Below are 18,807 nucleotides of genomic sequence, written 5' to 3'. Positions count from 1 at the left end.
TGTTTTAATACCGCTACTAGTGGCGCGTAAGACTCACATATGAAAACTTGGTGGACGTAAGGAGGTTAAGTGAGATTCGCACTGTTTATATAATCACGATTCGTGTGGCTAATAATGTATGAGGGATAAATAACACTTATTGATTTAAGTTTCACTTCATACGTATATAATTTTCTGTTTTTAATTGAAAAATAGAATTTGTTTGAATAATTATTCTACAGCTATATACCTATGCACACTTTCTTCGTATAATGGAGAAGTATGAATTTTAAATTTGTATAAATTTTACATATAGAGGTGAAAAAGGGATGAATGCGCGGCTAATGGAACTTATTGATGTGAGTACAATAGAAACCATGGCAGAACAATTTTATAATTTAACCAACATATCACATCAACTTCTTGATGCTGAAAACGAATGTATATTTTCATTTGGAATTAATGAAATGAAAGTATGTAAACTTCCCAAAATTGAAATCCCCATTTTCTTATACAATCAATATTTAGGGTCTTTTGCTGTATGGTCCGAAAAAAGCGAAATCTTCCATTGTAAAAAATATTTCGAAATGCTTTCTAACCTCATTATAGACGGGGGAAAAAAAGTATTTCAAACCCAAAATACATCGTTACTTTCTCGAAAAGAGGAAGAATTACATACGATCTTACAAAATATGCCCGTTATGGTTGATGCGCTTGACTACAATGGAGATTTTGTTTTGTGGAATCGAGAATGTGAGATTGTAACAGGCTATACTTCTGAAGAAATAATTGGGAATCCAGACGCACTTCGATTACTGTATCCTGACCATAATTATCGCAATCAAATACAAAATAAATTTTTGACTTGCGGAAAAAATTTTAGAGATTGGGAAATGCGTTTAACATGTAAAAATGGAGAAATCAAAACGATAATGTGGTCCAATATATCAGAGCAGTTTCCTGTAAAAGGATTTAGTTACTGGGCTGTTGGTGTAGATATTACACATTTAAAAGCGATAGAAGAGCAATTAATACAACAAACTTCTGAGTTAGAATTAATTTTTAAAGCTTTACCAGATTTATGTTTTTTAACAGAAGATGATGGGACAATTATAGATTATAAAGCAGGATCTCCTACAAAATTTTACGTACCCGCAGAAGCTTTTATGGGAAAGAAGTTTTACGAAATATTACCATCTGCAGTAGCGCAGCAATTTCAAGAAGCAATTCGCCAATTGAAAGAAGAAGGAAAGAATGTAATTGTAGAATATCCTCTAACACTTAATGGAAGTATCGATTTCTTTGAAGCTAGATGTTTACCATTATTACAAGATAAAATTATGATTATTGTACGTGATATTACAGAGCGGAAAAAGGCAGAAGAATTGCTAAATAAATCAGATACACTTGCGGCAATTGGTCAATTAGCAGCCGGTGTAGCTCATGAAGTGAGAAACCCATTAACTGTAATTAAAGGATTTATACAGTTATTCCAAATTAATAAAGAAGATCAAGAAAAATATTTTGACCTTATGCTTTCCGAAATAGAAAGAATAGAAGCAATCCTCCAAGAGTTTTTGTCGATTGCTAAAACTGATGAAATAAATACAGAAAAGAAAAATATTTATCAAATTTTTAAAAATGTCGTATCACTAATTAATACAAAAGCAATCATGACAAATATTCAAGTTGAACTATTTACAGATTCCAAAGAGATAATCATTGAATGCTCAGAAAATCAATTGAAACAAGTATTTATTAATATTTTGCAAAATTCAATTGAAGCAATGCTAGATGGTGGGAAAATTTCAATCCATATAAAAGAAATACATAAAAATGGTGTCATTATTAGTGTAATAGATGAAGGAATAGGAATACCTGAAGAAAGAATTAAAAGATTAGGTGAACCTTTTTATAGTACGAAAGAAAAGGGTACCGGTATTGGATTGATGTTAAGTTATAAAATTATTGAAAGTCATCAAGGAACAATAAGTATAATGAGTGAGGTTGGCGTCGGGACAACTGTAACTATTTACTTGCCGAAAATTCAGAGTAAACAATCTCTATCAAATTGTGATGATAGATGTATTTCAATACGTTCTAATATTAACTCCTAAAATACTTAATACCCAAGAACAAAGCTAAGCTTTTGTTCTTGGGTATTTTTATATTTAATTTAGTAAACTTTACTTTTTCTTTATATTTGTTTTAATTTCTATTAAGTTTTAAACGTTATATTAATATACGTACAAAGTAATGTGTGGAAATTGTACATTACTTTTAATATAGAGAGCTAAAAAATATTAAAAATGTTGTAAGGAGGAGATTATGACAGGGTGAAAAAGAAAGAGAAAAAGAGTGGTAGAGCACTACCTATACGGTTAAATATTTTATTCTTTTGCGTATTTTTATTATTTTCTGGAATTATAATCCAGTTAGGTAAAGTACAAATTTTCGATGGAGAAACATACAAGAATGAAGTAGAAAAAAGAGAGAATGCAACTGTTAGTCTTACAGTACCACGCGGCAAAATTTATGACCGTGAAGGGAATTCAGTGGTGGACAATAAGTCTTTACGTACGATTACATATACAAAGGTGAAAGGTGTAAAATCGGAAGAAATGCTAAAAACTGCAAGACAACTTGCAGAAATAATTGAAATGCCGCAAGAAGATATAGATAAGTTAACCGAGACGGATAAGAAAGATTTTTGGATGCAGTTAAATCCAAAACTTACTCAAGATTTAGTATCTAAAAAAGAAATAGATAAGTTTAGAGTAAAGGATATTAACGGAAAAGAGTTAGACAAAAAAATAGAAGAGTTAAAAAGAAAGCGAGTTACAGAAAAAAATCTTCAAGAATTAACAGCAAAAGACATAGAAGTGTTAGCTATTAAAAGTAAAATGACTTCAGGTTATCAAATGGTACCTCAAATTATAAAAAAAGATGTTAGTGAAAAGGAATATGCTGTGGTTAGCGAAAATTTAGCAAATCTCCCTGGGGTTGACGCATCAGTTGATTGGGAACGGCTCTATGTAAATGATGGCTTATTCCGTTCAGTCCTTGGAAATGTTTCGAATGCTGATGAGGGATTACCACGTGAACGATTAGATTATTATTTAGTGCGGGAGTATAGCCGGAATGACCGGGTCGGGAAAAGTTACATCGAACAGCAATACGAAGATGTACTTCATGGCACGAAAGAAAAAGTAAGAAGTATTGCTGATAAACAAGGTAATACAATTAGAACGGAGACAGTTTCTGAAGGGAAAAGCGGCAAGAATTTAACGTTAACAATTGATATGGAATTACAGAAAAAAGTAGAAGAGAGTATAGAAAAAATATTAAAGGCATATAAAGGTTCAGAATCAATGTTAGACCGTGCTTTCGTTGTAATGATGAATCCGAAAAACGGCCAAGTATTATCGATGGCTGGGAAAAGACTTGTAGAAAAAGATGGGAAAATGGAAGTAGAAGATTACGCTTTAGGTACGCTGACAAGTTCATACGAGCTTGGATCAACTGTTAAAGGTGCTACAGTATTAACCGGATTTGAAACAAAAGCTATAACACCGGGAACACATTTTTATGATGCACCTATGAAGTTTAAAGGAACTAAGGAGAAAAAGTCATGGAAAGATTTTGGAGATATAGATGACCTAAGAGCTTTACAAGTTTCCTCTAACGTTTATATGTTTAACACAGCATTAAAAATTGCTGGTGTGGATTATGTAAAGAACAGTTCACTAGATATTAAACAAGAATACTTTGATAAGATGAGATATTATTTCAGACAATTTGGTTTAGGTGTTCCAACAGGTATTGATTTACCGAATGAAACAGCGGGGCAAATTGGGAGAAAAGATAATCAGCCAGGTTTCTTATTAGACTTTTCTATTGGTCAGTATGATACGTATACACCACTTCAGCTTGCACAATATATTTCAACTATTGCAAATGGCGGGTATCGTATGAAACCACAAATTCTTCAAGAAATTAGAGAACAAACCGTTCAAAAAGATGAGGTCGGTAAAGTAGTACAATCAATAGAACCCGTTGTTTTAAATAGAATTGATATGAAAGAAGAATATATCAATCAAGTAAAAGAAGGCTTTAGGAAAGTATTCCAAGAAGGGGATGGAACGGGAGTAAGGGCGTTCCAAAAAGCACCCTATAAACCAGCTGGAAAAACAGGAACTGCACAGACTGTATACGGTGGAGAAAGTGATATTGGGAGAAATGAGAAAGGCAATCGTAGAGAATGCTATAATTTAACATTAGCAGGATATGCGCCATATGATGATCCAGAAGTAGCATTTTCCGTTGTAGTACCATGGGTTATAAATGATAAGTCTGGTATTAACTCTGATATTGGAAAAGAAGTTTTAGATGCTTATTTTGATTTAAAAAATAAGCGATTAACTGGCGAAGTACCAAAAATAGATGACTCTAAGGAGAATTAAAATATACGAAACGTCTCTGGCATTTATATGAACTAGAGACGTTTTTACATACGAATAGATTAGAAATAAGGTATATATGAAGCAATTGATTCTAAAAGATTGGAGAAAAATATGTAGGTATATTTTAATTATAATAGGAATTATTATTATTAATAAGTCATTTTTATTTTGTGTGGTAGAAGGAATTTCGATGTAACCTACTTTGAATGAAAATAATCGCATACTAGTTAATAAGGCTAGTGCTTATTTTTCTTCTTTTCATCATGGTGATGTTGTAATAATAAAAAAAGAAGACGAGCCTACATACTACGTGAAACGAATTATTGGATTACCAGGGGATAACATACAATTAAGAAACGATGTGGTATATATTAACGGTAAAAAGCGAGATGAGTTGTATATACAGTTAGATATGTCACAAGTATCAAATCATTTTTCAAACTTTAGAGAAATGAAAGTTCCCTCGCATAAATTATTTGTATTAGGTGATAATCGAAATCATAGTAAAGATAGTAGGAATACACTTGGACTTATCGATGAGTCACATGTAATAGGTAAAGTGAAAATGGTATATTATCCATTTGATCAAATAAAATGGTTAAAATAATTCTATTAACTATTCACGTTTTATAAAATAATTCATATATTGATAGCATAGGACAAGCAGAAAAGCTTATCCTAACCTCAGAGAACACTCCTTATCACAGTTAGGCATCTACTTATGTAGATGCCTTTTCCGATGACTGATAATTATTTATCAACCTAAAGTAGTAAGCATATTGGGACTATTAGAGGAAGATTGCTTGTAATAATAACAGTACGATTAATAAGAACATTGAATTGTAAGGAGTGAGAAATACGTGTTGAATATTTTAATAATTAATTTTCCTGCAGAGGGACATGTAAATCCTACATTAAGTTTAGTAAAGGCCTTTACTGAAAGAGGAGATAACGTACACTATATTACAACGGAAAACTTTAAGGAAAGGCTTGAAGTTTTGGGGGCTATTGTACATACTCATCCGGATTTATTAAAGGAGATTTCTATTGATAATGAAACTTCATATGGATTAAAATCTTTCTTTCATGTACATGTTCAAACTTCTTTATATATATTAGAAATTACGAAAGAATTATGTAAAAGCATAAATTTTGATTTCGTAGTTTATGATATATTTGGTGCCGGAGAGTTAGTAAAGGAATATTTACAAGTTCCAGGCATAGTTTCCTCTCCTATATTTTTAATTCCACCAGAATTATTGGAAACCTTGCCTTTTCATCCAAATGCAGAAATACAATTCCAACCCGATGAACTCTCTGAAAAGTTACTGTATCAAATGGAACATGAATTTGGAGTAAAGCCCAAAAATAATCTTCAATTTATGCATAATAAGGGAGATATTAGTCTCGTGTATACAAGTCGTTATTTTCAGCCTAATAGCGATTCGTTCGGAGAAAACAATGTTTTTATTGGACCGAGTATTATAAAGCGCAAAACAAATGCAAAGTTTCCACTTGAATTGCTTTCAAAAAAGAAAGTTATTTATATTTCAATGGGAACACTTCTTGAAGGGCTCGAACCATTTTTTAATACTTGTATTGATGCTTTTTCAAATTTCGAAGGGATTGTAGTAATGGCGATCGGTGATAGAAATGATATTTCAAAAATTAAGCAAGCGCCAGACAACTTTATTATAGCACCTTACGTACCTCAATCAGAAATATTAAGTGAAGCAGATGTTTTTATTACACATGGTGGAATGAATAGTGTGCACGATGCAATTTATTACAATGTCCCATTTGTGATAATACCGCATGATAAAGATCAACCTATGATAGCGCAAAGATTAACTGAGCTTGAGGCAGCACATAGATTATTGAAAGAGCATGTTAATGTGCAAACTTTAAAAGAGGCGGTAACAGACGTTCTTTCAAATAAAAAGTATAGACATGGCATTCGAAAACTGAATGAAAGTTTTTTAGAGTGTGGTGGTTCCAAAAGAGCCATTGCAGTTATTGATGCTCTTTTAAATAAATAGTTCGGACAATATAAAAGCATAGAGGATCCACCTTTATGCTTTTATATTATTATCCAGCAAATTGTACAGCAGTATTTGCATGTAAAAAAGCAGTATCAAAAACAGGAACAGTAAGGTCATTTTGGGAAATAAGCAATGGTATTTCAGTACAGCCTAGTAATATACCTTCCGCACCGTTTTGAATTAATGAATTGGTAATTTGTATTAGTTTCTCTCTTGAAGTTTCTGAAATAATGCCTCTACTTAATTCGTTTAATATGACGTGATGGATAAAAGTTCTTTCTTCGTCATTTGGGATAATTGTCTCAATGTTATATTTTGCTAGTCGTGATGTATAGAAATCTTGTTCCATCGTTTGTTTTGTTCCTAATAGTCCGATACGTTTTATATTCTGTTCTACCATTTCTTTAGCACTTACATCACCGATATGAAGAAGTGGGATTGATATTGCTTGTTCTACTTCCTCAGCAAATAAATGGACCGTATTTGAACACATTAGTAAACATTCCGCCCCGGACTTTTCAACCTTTTTAGCAACTGTGACTAATTCGTTTTTCACTTCTTCATATTGATGGTTTTGTAATAAAGTAGTTACTTCTCCAAAATCCATACTATATAAAACTAGCTTCGCATTTTGATCGTATTGAGAGATTGTTAGAGTATTAATATGTTTATAGTATAGTGATGTAGATTCCCAGCTTAACCCACCAATTAAACCAATTACTTTCATCATACATTCCCCCCTGTAACAATTTTGAATATATTATTTCGTAATTCCGATAAGAATACAATGATTTAAATGCACTATTTAATAAAAAATAAAAATAATTAGAAAAGTGTTGAAATTTATCTTTCTTAGTGCCATAATACGAATTACAAATTAATACTTATCCAGAGAGGTAGAGGGAACGGCCCTATGAAGCCTCAGCAACCCCTATGTAATTACATAGGAAGGTGCTAATTCCGCAGAGGACATTATGTGTCTTTTGAAAGATAAGGGGATTCTTGTACGTGAAAGAAAATGACCTCTTATTTAAGAGGTCATTTTTTGTTGTATAGAAAGGAAGTGTCGATGCATAATTTATTTTCAAAAGAAATATAGAGTATTAAAAGTTGAATAATACGAGAGGGGAATTGTAATGAACAAATTAACGACAAAGCTAGTAGTAGCTATTGGAATTGGAGCAGCTTTATACGGGGTATTAGGGCTTTGGGGATTTTCTATCGCACCGAATACATTTATTAAACCCGCATTGGCTATTTTAACAGTTTTTGGAGCGTTATTTGGCCCGGTAGCAGGACTTTTAATAGGACTCATCGGTCATACCGTTACAGATACGATCGCTGGTTGGGGTATTTGGTGGGGATGGGTTATTAGTTCAGGTATTATTGGTTTTGCAATGGGACTCATACAAAAAAGAGTTGGTTTTAGTGTAAAACATGGAACGTATAATAACCGTGATATTTCTTATTTTGCAATTGCAGGGTTAATTGGTATTGTCATTGCTATTATATTTGCTGGGGCATTCGATATTATTGTGATGGGAGAACCGTTTGACAAAATAGTTATACAAGTACTAGGCGCAACAATTGCAGACGTTATCGTATTTTTAGTTCTTGGCTTACCAATCACGATCGGCTTAGCGAAATCAAATAAGAAACATACACATTTAAAAATTGAAAAGTAGGGATGAATACATGCAACCAATTATTTCTTTTGAACAATTTACCTTTCAATATAGGCATGCCACGCAGCCTACTTTAAAAAATATTACATTTCAAATATATCCTGGGGAAAAGGTACTTATCGCTGGACGAAGTGGTTCAGGTAAGTCAACATTAGCGCATTGTATAAATGGGCTAATCCCATTTTCTTACGAAGGGATAAGTACCGGTAACATTTTAATAGCTGGAAAGGACCCGAGAAAAGGTAGTGTTTTTGAGCAGAGTAAACACGTAGGGACAATATTACAAGATCAAGATTCACAATTTATAGGTCTTACTGTCGAAGAGGATGTAGCATTTGCATTAGAAAACGATTGTGTAAATCAAATAGAAATGAGAAAGATTGTTACGGATTCTTTAAACAAGGTAAGCATGCAGGACTTTCATACACAAAGTCCACATGAATTATCAGGAGGTCAAAAACAGACAGTCTCTCTTGCAGGTCTGCTAACGACAAATGCAGATATATTATTATTTGATGAACCGTTAGCTAATTTGGATCCTGCATGTAGTTTGAATACAATAGAACTCATTAAAAATATACATGAGAAATATAATAAAACAATTGTAATTATTGAACATCGAATAGAAGAAATTTTAAACCTTGATTTAGATAAAATTATTTTAATAGACGAGGGGGAAGTTATTGCCATTGGTTCACCGGATAGTATTTTAAATTCTAATATATTACCAAATATCGGACTAAGAGAACCTATTTATATAGAGGCGCTAAAGAAATTAAATTTTGACAGTAATAATGTTAGGGTATTTCCAATTGAAAATCTTCGTAATGCAGGCGTTCATAGCCTATTAAAGAACTGGATGCAGAAGCAAGTTTCATCAAAAAACAAATATATTAAAAAAGCTTTATGCAAGATAGAAAATTTATCATTTACGTACAATAACAAACATACAGCCTTAGAAGATATCAACCTTTCAATAGGAGAGGGAGAAATAGTAGCGTTATTGGGTCATAATGGAGCAGGGAAATCGACATTAGCTCATACTCTTATAGGAATAAATAAAACAAAGAATGGGAGAATAACATTCGATGGAGAAAATATAAATTCTTGGTCTATTCGTAAACGCGGGGAAGTTATTTCTTACGTTATGCAAAATCCAAATCAAATGATTACACAGCCTACTGTTTTAGAAGAGGTTTCATATTCATTAAAATTAAAAAAGGTTTCTAAAGATGAGATTGAGACAAGAGTCGAAAAAGCTTTAAGAATTTGTGGATTATATCCATTTCGTAACTGGCCAATTCAGGCATTAAGCTATGGACAAAAAAAGAGGGTTACTATTGCATCTGTACTTATAACAAACCCAAAAATTATTGTATTAGATGAGCCGACAGCTGGACAAGATTATTACCATTACAAACAGTTTATGTCGTTTATTAGAAAATTGGCTGGAAGGGGCATATCCTTTATTATTATCACACACGATATGAATCTTGCTTTAGAATATGCAGATCGAGCGGTAGTTCTGCATGAAGGGAAAATTATTGCGGACAATACTGTATCTGCTGTTTTAGGGGATCAAGGAATGTTACAAAGAGCTAATCTACGAGAGATTTCATTAATAAAACTAGCTAAATTAAGCGGAATTCCAACTCCAGAAACATTTGTGAAACTCTATATTGAGGCTAATAGGAGGGAGGAATATGCATAATACGTATTTTTATCGTATGGATGGTGCAATTAAATTATCTATATTTATATTTTGTATGACACTTACTTTTTTATTTTTTGATTTTCGTATATTGCTAATTTTATTTATTGTTGGATGTATCGGCCTCTTAATTGCAAAAATTCAATTGCGTAAAATAATAGTTATTTTCAGCGTTATATTTACATTTAGTTTATTAAATTCCGTTATGATTCTTTTTATTACGCCCACCCATGGATCGGAATTAACGGGATCGTATACCTCTTTTTTTTATATAGGTTATGCAACAATTACATATGAAACTTTATTTTATGCAGCTACACTTTCATTGAAATATTTTACGTTATTACCATTTACACTTCTCTTTATTTATACAACTCATCCAAGTGAATTTGTAAGCAGCTTAAATAAATTTGCTGTTCCTTATAAAATTACATATGCAATAAATATTGCACTGCGTTATATACCAAGCATTCAATCTGAATATATAATCATTAGACACGCACAGGAAGCAAGAGGCGTACCTTTTGAAAAAGGAGAAGCGAGCTTGTGGATTCGTATGAAAAACCGTGTTTTAATTTTTTGGCCACTTATTATTCATTCATTAGAAAGGATTGATACTGTTTCAAATGCAATGGATTTAAGAGGTTTTGGAAAAAAGGATAAACGAACGTGGTACTATGCAAAGGACGCACAAAAGGAGGATTACATCACACTTTTTGTTGGTATTATCATTTTGGTTATTGCAGTTTACTTAAAGCTGAATGTATTCCAAAGTTTCTGGTACCCATTTTAAAGCACTCTCAATAGAGTGCTTTTACTAATTTTTATGAAGACATGCTCAAAAATGGGAGATACACATACTGTATAATACGAACCAGTTAAAAAAATCAACTACCTATTAGTTTTCAAACCAAAAGGAGGAAAAAACATGAGTTTCGGTGGTTCTTGTGGTTTTGGTGGAGGTTTCGCTTTATTAGTTGTGTTATTTATTTTATTAATAATTGTTGGATGCAGCTGTTGGGGCTGAGGATACTAATTTCTAATTAGTCTCTACAAAATGTAAACTTAAAAAACATAGTAGGTACTTTTTGTATCGTAATAAATGAAAAAGGAGCTTAATAGCTCCTTTTTCATTTATTATACGAAATCTCCTCATTACTGCATTTAGGTAATGTGATTGTTAAAGTAGTTCCTTTATTTATAACACTTCGGATTTTCAATGTGCCTCGCATCGTTTCGATAATTTTTACAGCAACCATTGTTCCTAAACCAGTACCTTTCGTTTTTGTGCTAAAATATGGTTCGCCAAATCGATTAATTTGCTCTTGCGACATTCCGATTCCACTATCTTGAATCCGTATTATGATCTTATTATTATTAACAGTTGTAGATATAATTAGATTACCGCCACTTGGCATTGCTTCTATACTGTTTTTTATTAAATTTAAAAAACATTGATGGAAGTGCTGTGTATTACCAATAATTATTCCCTCAGAGAACTCTTGTGTAATATTAATATTATTCATATTACATAAAGGCAATATCATTTTAATAACTCGATGTAACTCGTGCTCAACTGAAATACGATCTAGTTTTTCTGAAGCAGGTTTGGCAAAAGTTAAGTAATCATCAATAATTGCCTGTGCACGATTTAATTCTTCAAGTATATGTTCAATATATTCATCTCTGGATTGTTGAGTTATATTGGGTGTTTTTAAAAGTTGTGTAAATCCTTTTACAACCGTCAAAGGGTTCCGTACTTCATGTGAAATACTTGCAGCGAGTTGACTGACAATCTCCATTTTTTCAACTTTTATTAATTTTGATCGCATGCATATTGCATCTTTTAAAACTTCATTAAAATAGACCATAAATAATATTAAAATAGTTGGTAATAAAATGAAATAAATAATGTACAAATTATTCACTTCAAAATCCGATAGAGTTAAAACAATTACTGTTGTAAACAATGCAAGGAAAAAAGTTAAAAATATAGATGAAGCTACTTTCATTTTTCTATTGTATGTATTAAATTTTGATGATGCGAATACTGTAATTATTAACATCATTCCATACACAATGATTGTTAACAGGCTAAAACCATAAAACATAAAACGTGTTATTAATAAAATCATGAGTAATGCAATACCGACAGGAAATCCACCATAAAGTGTACCAATTAAAAAGGGGATTTGTCTTAAATCGTGAATACAATTTTCATCCATATAGATGGGGTACCGCATACATAAAATTAGTGGGATGCTCGTACAAAGAATAATAAGCAATTTCTTATATTTCTTCCTAAAGTATCCACTATCATAAATAAAATAAAAAACAAATATACTACTTAAAATATATAGAAGATTATTTAAAACATTTTGATTAATGTAAACAAAGTTCATAATACATGCCTCGTTATTCTGAATTTCAATCCCATATGTATTATACATTATAAAAGTACAAGTTTTATATACACATTTTATAATGTATGTAGTTTTTAAAACTTTTCAGCGTTATAGACTTTTAACCATACATTATTAAACTCTTCCATTGACGCATAGCGCTCACTACGATTTTCATTTACAGCACGGTATGCTACTTCATATAGGCCTTCACTAGCTTCCCATTTCATAAAGGAACGATCTTGCCCGCCACCTAATAGCGCGAAAGCCATAGCCCCCATATTAAATACATTAGTTTTCCCGTCTATTACAGCATTAAGTTGAAACTCTTCAGGTGACATAAAACGAGATGATCCCCACATTCGCCCCATCTTATTTACATACGGTTTGTTACTGTATAAATCAATATCACAAATTTTTGTTTCATTCGTTTTAAAGTTGTACAAAATACTACCGTCATAAAAATCAATAGCTACATAGTTTTTGTGTTCTACGTAAGTGTGGAAAGAAAAAATAGAATTCAATGATACGATGCGTTCCTTAATAGATAAATGCTTAAATTTATAAAATGGTGAGCTAGGATCAATATATTTCGCTGGAGGTGGGAAACTCCAGTGCGGGTGAAGACATTCACCATCAAACCAATCAAAAATTAAAACATATCCATGTTGTACAGGGTAGTGATCAATTAAACTTATAAGAGAAACGTGTTTTAATTCATTGTATATAGTAACTGAGCTTTTTAATCTTTTTATAGCTTCATTTGTAGAAGCATTATATGCGAGTGTTTGTGCCCCTGCATATTTAATAAAGTTCTTTTTCCCATTCTTTTCAACACCAAAACTTATATTACCGGAATCTTGTTGGTCAAAAACCGCAAATACTGTACCTAGTTTTGTAAGCCAATCAAAATTATGATGTTTTTTTAGTTGGAATGTTATAGTATCTAACTGAATTTTAACTGGAATATCTTTCATTATTCACCTCATATTTAATATAATTAAGTTGACTATTACAGTATTCGACATATTTTGTGAAATCCCTATGTTAATAAACTTAAATTTTATAAATATAATAATGTACAGTTATAAGGAGGAAAGAAAATGGATGGAAAAATCATAATTAAACCGTACCAACAATATTGGCATACAGAGTTTTTAAATGAAAAAAATAAAATTGTGCCGTTACTCCATGAAGAAATTATTGCTATTGAACATATAGGAAGTACAGCCGTTGAAGGATTAGGGGCTAAACCTCTTATTGATATGATGATTGGTGTAACTAATTTACAAATCACCGAAAATTGGAGGGAAGCCCTAGAAGAAATTGGCTATGAATATGTTCCTAAAAAAACACCTAATTGGCGTTTTTTTAGAAAAGGTAAATGGAGAGCTGGTACCCACCATTTACATGTTTATATTTATAATAGTGAAGAATGGAAGAACAACCTTTTATTCCGAGACTTTCTAAAAAATCATGAGTGGGCACGTGAAGAATATAGAGAATTAAAAGAGAAACTTGCTGCTACATATCCTTTTGATCGTGTTTCATATACAAATGCAAAAGTACCGTTTATTTGCAACATATTAGAATTGGCCAAAAAGGATATAAATAAAATATAAGTAGTTTGCAGATTCTCATTTTATTTTAATCTTTCTCTCATGTTATTCTCTCTTTCACTTGATACACTGCTGATTATAGAGTTTTTGAGTCAAAAGGGGATTATATAAAATGGAGAAAATACTTAGAAATAAATATTTCCATATGTATGTTAAAATAATAGGCATTACTATTATTATTTGCAGTGTTGAATTGCTATTTATTAATGTTTTGTATGGGAATGTATTAAATGTACAATGGCTAAATAAGAAATTAGGTTCTTTAGGTGAATACGGGGCAATTATAGCTGCATCATTATGGTTCTTACGTCAAATATGGTTATTTTTAAGGAAAAAAAATATGCACGGATTTAAAATGATTAAAGAACTATACCTTTTCATAAAACAGTTTCACGTATTAATTGGATACGCTGTAATAGCTGTTACGACTACTCACGGCATTTACTTTTTAATAAAAGGAAGTCGTCATATAATACTAATATATAGTGGTATATTTTCTCTTTTAGCCTTAATAGCATTAGGGGTTGCAGGCTTTACTTTACAGAAATCTAATCAGAAAACAAAATTGATGATGTATCGAAAAGTACATCAAATCATCGCAATTATATTCGGAATAGGATTGCTTATTCATTTAATCGCATAGGAGGAAGTACCGTTGCAACATATATTAATTATTGAAGATGAGGAAAGCTTGGCAGATTTTTTAGAACTAGAATTAAAGTATGAAGGATATAAAGTAGATATACAACTTGATGGAAGAAAGGGATTAGAAGCTGCACTTGAAAAAAGTTATGATCTCATTTTACTTGATTTAATGTTACCAGGATTAAATGGACTGGAAGTATGTCGTCGACTAAGGGCAACTAAAAATACACCTATTATTATGTTGACTGCTCGTGATAGTATTATGGACCGTGTGACAGGCTTAGATAGTGGAGCTGATGATTATCTTCCAAAACCGTTTGCGATTGAAGAACTTTTAGCACGTATGAGAGTTATATTTAGAAGAGAAGAAAATAAAGAACATAAAAACACATCTTTTCTTACGTTTAAAGATTTACAGCTTCAGATTGAATCTCGAACTATAACTAAAGGAAACGAAGAAATTGAACTTACAAATAAAGAATTCGAGCTATTGCTTATGTTTATGAAAAATATAAATCGAGTTCTTACCCGTGATATTTTACTTGATCAAGTATGGGGATACGATGCAATGGTTGAGACAAATATAGTCGATGTATATGTTCGTTATTTACGTAATAAGTTACATAGTGTAGATAAGGAGGAGTATATCCAAACAGTCCGCGGTGCTGGATATATAATGAAATGATAAAAAACATTATGTACCGAATTAGAAATTTACCTATAAAGTGGAAATTAACACTTTGGTCCACTACACTAGTTTTTATTTTGTTTATTTTGTATAGCGCTTTACAATTCATTGTAATTAATAAGTGGACTATAGATTATGAACAGAAACAAATAAACAGACAAGTGACAGAAATAGCGGCATATTTTCAAGATAAAAATGATACGCTCTCGAGCAAAACATTTGAAAATAGTAAAGAATTTCTAAACAACATGATCGATAAGCATCAAATGATTCGTATTATAGGAAGAGATGGAAAACCTATTGTTACTGTTTCACGAGACTTTAATGAAGCATGGATAGAGCCCAAAATGGTTACGCAAGATGAATCATTTATAAAAAGACATATAGAGGATCGAATATTAGTTGAGCGTATACCCATTCAAACAAAGAAATTTACTGGAACTATTGAGCTTGCGAAAAACTTAGAGACATTTGATCATTTATTAAAAATAATTTTAGTGGTAATGGTTGTTGCGGGAATATGCGGATTAGTGTTTAGTTTTTTAGGTGGAATACTTATAACGAAAAAGCTTTTATCGAGTGTTCAAAATATAACAGATACGATGAAGCGTATTAAGAAAAACGGACTGAACGAAAGGGTTCCAGTAAGAGAAAATAATGATGAACTCGCAAAATTATCGATTCTTTTTAACGAAATGATGGATGAAGTAGAAACCTCATTTACACAGCAAAAACAGTTTGTAGAAGACGCATCACATGAATTAAGAACACCATTAACAATTATTCAAGGGCACTTATCAATGCTAAATCGATGGGGGAAAAATGATCCAGCAGTATTGGATAAATCCCTTCAATCCAGTTTAAAAGAAGTAGATCGATTAAATAAATTAGTTTCAGAACTGCTAGAGCTATCAAGGGCTGAATCAGAACAGATGCATCCAGTAGCAGCCGAACGAGTCCATGTTAATAGCGTATTGAAACAAGTTACACAAAACTTTGCAGTACTGCAAACTGACTTTCAATTTGATCTGAAATTGGATACAGATGAAGCTTATGTTTCAATCCCATCATCTTACTTAGAACAAATTATTATTATTGTAATGGATAATGCGGTCAAGTATACGAAAGAAGCTAATAAGTATATTTGCATCGAATCAAGTATACAATCGGGCAAAATTAAAATTAGTATAATAGATCACGGAGCGGGCATACCTGAAGCAGATTTACCTTTTGTTCTTAACCGCTTTTATCGAGTTGATAAAGCGAGAAGTCGTAAACAAGGCGGCAATGGACTAGGATTATCAATTGCAAAACGGCTTGTAGAAAAATATAACGGAACTATTCAATTAGAGAGTAAAGAAAATGAAGGAACAATTGTTACGATTACATTTCCTTATACTACTCATTAATAGCTAAAGTTTATAAAATTCTTTTTGAAAAAACTCTTTAAAAGGAGGAATACATTTGTATTTCCTCCTTTTTTGATGCTTAGAAATCAAAAAAATTTATTTATTTCGATATTTCTAGTACATTGAAAGTATTAAGGGGGAATAATTAATGAAAGCTATTGTACATCAACATAAAACAGGATTAGAGGGTTTAGAATATAAATTATCAGCTGAGATAACACCTAATGTTGGGGAAGTTAAAGTGAAATTAAAAACAGCAGGTTTAAATCATCGTGATTTATTTATTATGAATAATAGAAAAGAAATGGAATTACCTTTAATTTTAGGATCAGATGGTGCAGGTATTGTTACGGAATTAGGAGAAGGTGTTTCAAATATCACACTATATACAGAGGTTATTATAAATCCTAGTATTGGATGGAATAATACTCACGAAATACCAGCGTTACCTGAAGTGTTAGGTGGACCAGCAGATGGAACGTTTGCCGAATATGTTATTGTGCCAGCTGAAAATGTAGTGAAAAAGCCATCATATCTTACGTGGGAAGAATCTGGTGTGTTATCTTTATCGGCATTAACTGCATATAGAGCACTTTTTACAAAAGGGAAATTGAAATCTGGAGAACATGTTCTAATTCCAGGAATCGGCGGTGGTGTAGCAACTTTTGTTATGTTATTTGCTAAAGCAATTGGAGCAAAGGTGAGTGTTACTTCAAGGATAGAGAGCAAAAGAAAGACTGCAGAAAAATATGGAGCAGACTTTTCTTTTAATAGTTCTGGTAATTGGGAAGAGTGCTTACATGGAGAAAAAATAGATTTAATTATAGATAGTATAGGTCCGGCGACTTTCTTGAAATATTTTGATATATTAAAACCTAATGGAAGAATCGTTAATTTTGGTGCAAGTTCAGGAGATAAAATTGAATTGCCGTTACGAGCATTATTTTATAATCAAATCGATATAATGGGAACATCAATGGGCAGCAGTGAAGAATTTAATGAGATGATTCATTTTATAGAGGAACATAATATTAAACCAATCATTGATAAAGTATATCCATTAGAAGAAGCAATTCAAGCTTTAAATCGAATGCAGCAAGGAGAACAATTTGGTAATATTGCCCTTCGTATGGAATAAAAATATGATTTCAGAGAAATTATATTTAAATGAACATGTTAAATATTATATTCATGCATAAAGTGTTTACCATACTATTTAAAATGTTTTACAACCTTTATACATACTTAGCTCTTGTAAATAGTTACACGATTGTCAAATGAATAGTAATAACATGAGAATTAGATGAGAAAAGTTTAAGCCCATTTTCATATTGATGTTGTATACTGTGTAAATCAAGAACTTGTATCTTTATTTAAAGTACAATGAGAAATAATAAGGAGAGAGTAATATGAATTACACAGTATTTCAATGGATTAATAACTTTGCTGGATCATCCAAGCTATTAGATACGCTAATGATCGCTATTACAAATAGTGTTCCATATGTAACTATTCTATTCATGCTTATCCTATGGTTCAATAATGGAAAGAAAGAGAATGCAATTAGAAAACAATATACAGTGTTATATACGACACTTTCAGTTAGTATTGCATTATTAGTAAATGTTCTTATACATGCGGTATATTACCATCCGCGTCCTTTTATAACACATCATGTAAATCAATTAGTACCGCATGCAGCAGATTCATCATTTGTAAGTGATCATTCTGTGCTTGTATTTTCGATTGCTTTCGTATTTATTCTTAGAGGAGAAAAACTTAAATATATCGCGTTAATATGGGCAATATTAGTCGGTGTATCACGCATGTACGTAGGCGTTCATTATCCTCTAGATATACTTGGTGCTGCGTTCTTAACATTTATTACAAGCGGCTTAGTAATGCAAAGTACACGTATATTTGAGCCATTAGCAAAACTTATTTTCAAAATGTATGCACTAGTAGCAAAACGAGTTCCTTTTTTAGCGAAATATAACCATATAGCTTAATCGTAAGAACCTACAAAAAGTAGGTTCTTTTTATTTGAAAATCCTTAAATTTCACTTACCGTATTTTTATTTTAAAAATATAAATTAATAAAAAACAAATAGTAACATAGCTAGTTTTCTTATAGTTATAGAGGAATTACTGAAAAAACTTCGAA

Annotated in this window: 16 protein-coding genes, 1 pseudogene and 1 riboswitch; of the genes and pseudogenes, 14 read left to right on the top strand and 3 right to left on the bottom strand. The window is 31.6% G+C overall.

The genetic code is table 11. The annotated features are described in order from the left end of the window. The first annotated feature begins 308 nt into the window (after positions 1 to 308). The 4 genes and pseudogenes from BAQ49_RS15715 to BAQ49_RS15700 all read left to right on the top strand — a co-directional run bounded on the left by BAQ49_RS15715 (position 309) and on the right by BAQ49_RS15700 (position 6,481). Complete coding sequence (locus BAQ49_RS15715; RefSeq protein ID WP_071746086.1) at positions 309 to 2,096, top strand: PAS domain-containing sensor histidine kinase; 1,788 nt, start codon at positions 309 to 311, stop codon at positions 2,094 to 2,096. 219 nt (positions 2,097 to 2,315) lie between these two features. Continuing rightward, positions 2,316 to 4,442 (top strand): peptidoglycan D,D-transpeptidase FtsI family protein, encoded by a 2,127-nt coding sequence (locus BAQ49_RS15710; RefSeq protein WP_071746085.1) that lies wholly within the window; start codon positions 2,316 to 2,318, stop codon positions 4,440 to 4,442. A 76-nt stretch (positions 4,443 to 4,518) separates the two neighbouring features. After that, positions 4,519 to 5,049: pseudogene (lepB, locus tag BAQ49_RS15705) on the top strand (signal peptidase I). 253 nt (positions 5,050 to 5,302) lie between these two features. Continuing rightward, on the top strand, positions 5,303 to 6,481 hold the full coding sequence (locus BAQ49_RS15700; RefSeq protein WP_071746084.1) for a macrolide family glycosyltransferase: 1,179 nt from the start codon (positions 5,303 to 5,305) through the stop codon (positions 6,479 to 6,481). A gap of 49 nt (positions 6,482 to 6,530) precedes the next feature. Here BAQ49_RS15700 and BAQ49_RS15695 read toward each other — a convergent pair whose 3' ends face one another. Continuing rightward, the gene (locus BAQ49_RS15695) at positions 6,531 to 7,214 is read right to left on the bottom strand and encodes an aspartate/glutamate racemase family protein (protein WP_116733463.1); all 684 of its coding nucleotides are present in this window, start codon (positions 7,212 to 7,214) and stop codon (positions 6,531 to 6,533) included. A gap of 151 nt (positions 7,215 to 7,365) precedes the next feature. Further along, positions 7,366 to 7,481, top strand: a riboswitch (SAM riboswitch). Positions 7,482 to 7,620: 139 nt separating this feature from the next. Between BAQ49_RS15695 and BAQ49_RS15690 the strand changes: the two genes are divergently transcribed. The 4 genes from BAQ49_RS15690 to BAQ49_RS15675 all read left to right on the top strand — a co-directional run bounded on the left by BAQ49_RS15690 (position 7,621) and on the right by BAQ49_RS15675 (position 10,907). Further along, positions 7,621 to 8,169, top strand: a complete 549-nt coding sequence (locus BAQ49_RS15690; RefSeq protein WP_002013166.1) for an ECF-type riboflavin transporter substrate-binding protein — start codon at positions 7,621 to 7,623, stop codon at positions 8,167 to 8,169. A 10-nt stretch (positions 8,170 to 8,179) separates the two neighbouring features. Then, positions 8,180 to 9,880: an ABC transporter ATP-binding protein gene (locus tag BAQ49_RS15685; protein WP_071746083.1), complete on the top strand. Its 1,701-nt coding sequence runs from the start codon at positions 8,180 to 8,182 to the stop codon at positions 9,878 to 9,880. After that, entirely contained in the window at positions 9,873 to 10,673 is an 801-nt protein-coding gene (locus BAQ49_RS15680) for an energy-coupling factor transporter transmembrane component T family protein (protein WP_071746082.1), read from the top strand. Before BAQ49_RS15685 ends, BAQ49_RS15680 begins: the two co-directional genes overlap by 8 nt. A 135-nt stretch (positions 10,674 to 10,808) precedes the next feature. After that, positions 10,809 to 10,907 carry a YjcZ family sporulation protein gene (locus tag BAQ49_RS15675; protein WP_016115012.1) on the top strand — a complete coding sequence of 33 codons (99 nt, stop codon included), beginning with the start codon at positions 10,809 to 10,811 and terminating at the stop codon, positions 10,905 to 10,907. Positions 10,908 to 11,010: 103 nt separating this feature from the next. On the opposite strand, the gene BAQ49_RS15670 is transcribed toward BAQ49_RS15675, so the two are convergent. After that, complete coding sequence (locus BAQ49_RS15670) at positions 11,011 to 12,330, bottom strand: sensor histidine kinase (RefSeq protein ID WP_071746081.1); 1,320 nt, start codon at positions 12,328 to 12,330, stop codon at positions 11,011 to 11,013. 47 nt (positions 12,331 to 12,377) lie between these two features. Beyond that, positions 12,378 to 13,259, bottom strand: a complete 882-nt coding sequence (locus BAQ49_RS15665) for a protein kinase family protein (RefSeq protein ID WP_071746080.1) — start codon at positions 13,257 to 13,259, stop codon at positions 12,378 to 12,380. Between the two features lie 126 nt (positions 13,260 to 13,385). On the opposite strand from BAQ49_RS15665, the gene BAQ49_RS15660 reads away from it, so the two are divergent. The 6 genes from BAQ49_RS15660 to BAQ49_RS15635 all read left to right on the top strand — a co-directional run bounded on the left by BAQ49_RS15660 (position 13,386) and on the right by BAQ49_RS15635 (position 18,652). Further along, positions 13,386 to 13,904, top strand: a complete 519-nt coding sequence (locus tag BAQ49_RS15660) for a GrpB family protein (protein WP_071746079.1) — start codon at positions 13,386 to 13,388, stop codon at positions 13,902 to 13,904. A 109-nt stretch (positions 13,905 to 14,013) separates the two neighbouring features. Next, the gene (locus BAQ49_RS15655; protein ID WP_071746078.1) at positions 14,014 to 14,544 is read left to right on the top strand and encodes a hypothetical protein; all 531 of its coding nucleotides are present in this window, start codon (positions 14,014 to 14,016) and stop codon (positions 14,542 to 14,544) included. A 12-nt stretch (positions 14,545 to 14,556) separates the two neighbouring features. Then, the gene (locus BAQ49_RS15650) at positions 14,557 to 15,231 is read left to right on the top strand and encodes a response regulator transcription factor (RefSeq protein WP_071746077.1); all 675 of its coding nucleotides are present in this window, start codon (positions 14,557 to 14,559) and stop codon (positions 15,229 to 15,231) included. Next, the gene (locus tag BAQ49_RS15645; RefSeq protein WP_071746076.1) at positions 15,228 to 16,643 is read left to right on the top strand and encodes a sensor histidine kinase; all 1,416 of its coding nucleotides are present in this window, start codon (positions 15,228 to 15,230) and stop codon (positions 16,641 to 16,643) included. The genes BAQ49_RS15650 and BAQ49_RS15645 overlap by 4 nt, the downstream gene beginning before the upstream one ends. Before the next feature lie 148 nt (positions 16,644 to 16,791). Then, on the top strand, positions 16,792 to 17,781 hold the full coding sequence (locus tag BAQ49_RS15640) for a zinc-binding dehydrogenase (protein ID WP_071746075.1): 990 nt from the start codon (positions 16,792 to 16,794) through the stop codon (positions 17,779 to 17,781). 271 nt (positions 17,782 to 18,052) lie between these two features. Then, positions 18,053 to 18,652, top strand: coding sequence for an undecaprenyl-diphosphatase (locus BAQ49_RS15635; RefSeq protein WP_071746074.1), 600 nt, complete (start codon positions 18,053 to 18,055; stop codon positions 18,650 to 18,652). Positions 18,653 to 18,807 lie beyond the last annotated feature (155 nt).

The sequence above is a fragment of the Bacillus proteolyticus genome, from assembly GCF_001884065.1.
Taxonomy (GTDB): Bacteria; Bacillota; Bacilli; order Bacillales; family Bacillaceae_G; genus Bacillus_A; species Bacillus_A proteolyticus.
The sequence above is the reverse complement of the archived record's forward strand: the minus strand, read 5'-3'. Positions and strand labels throughout refer to the sequence as shown.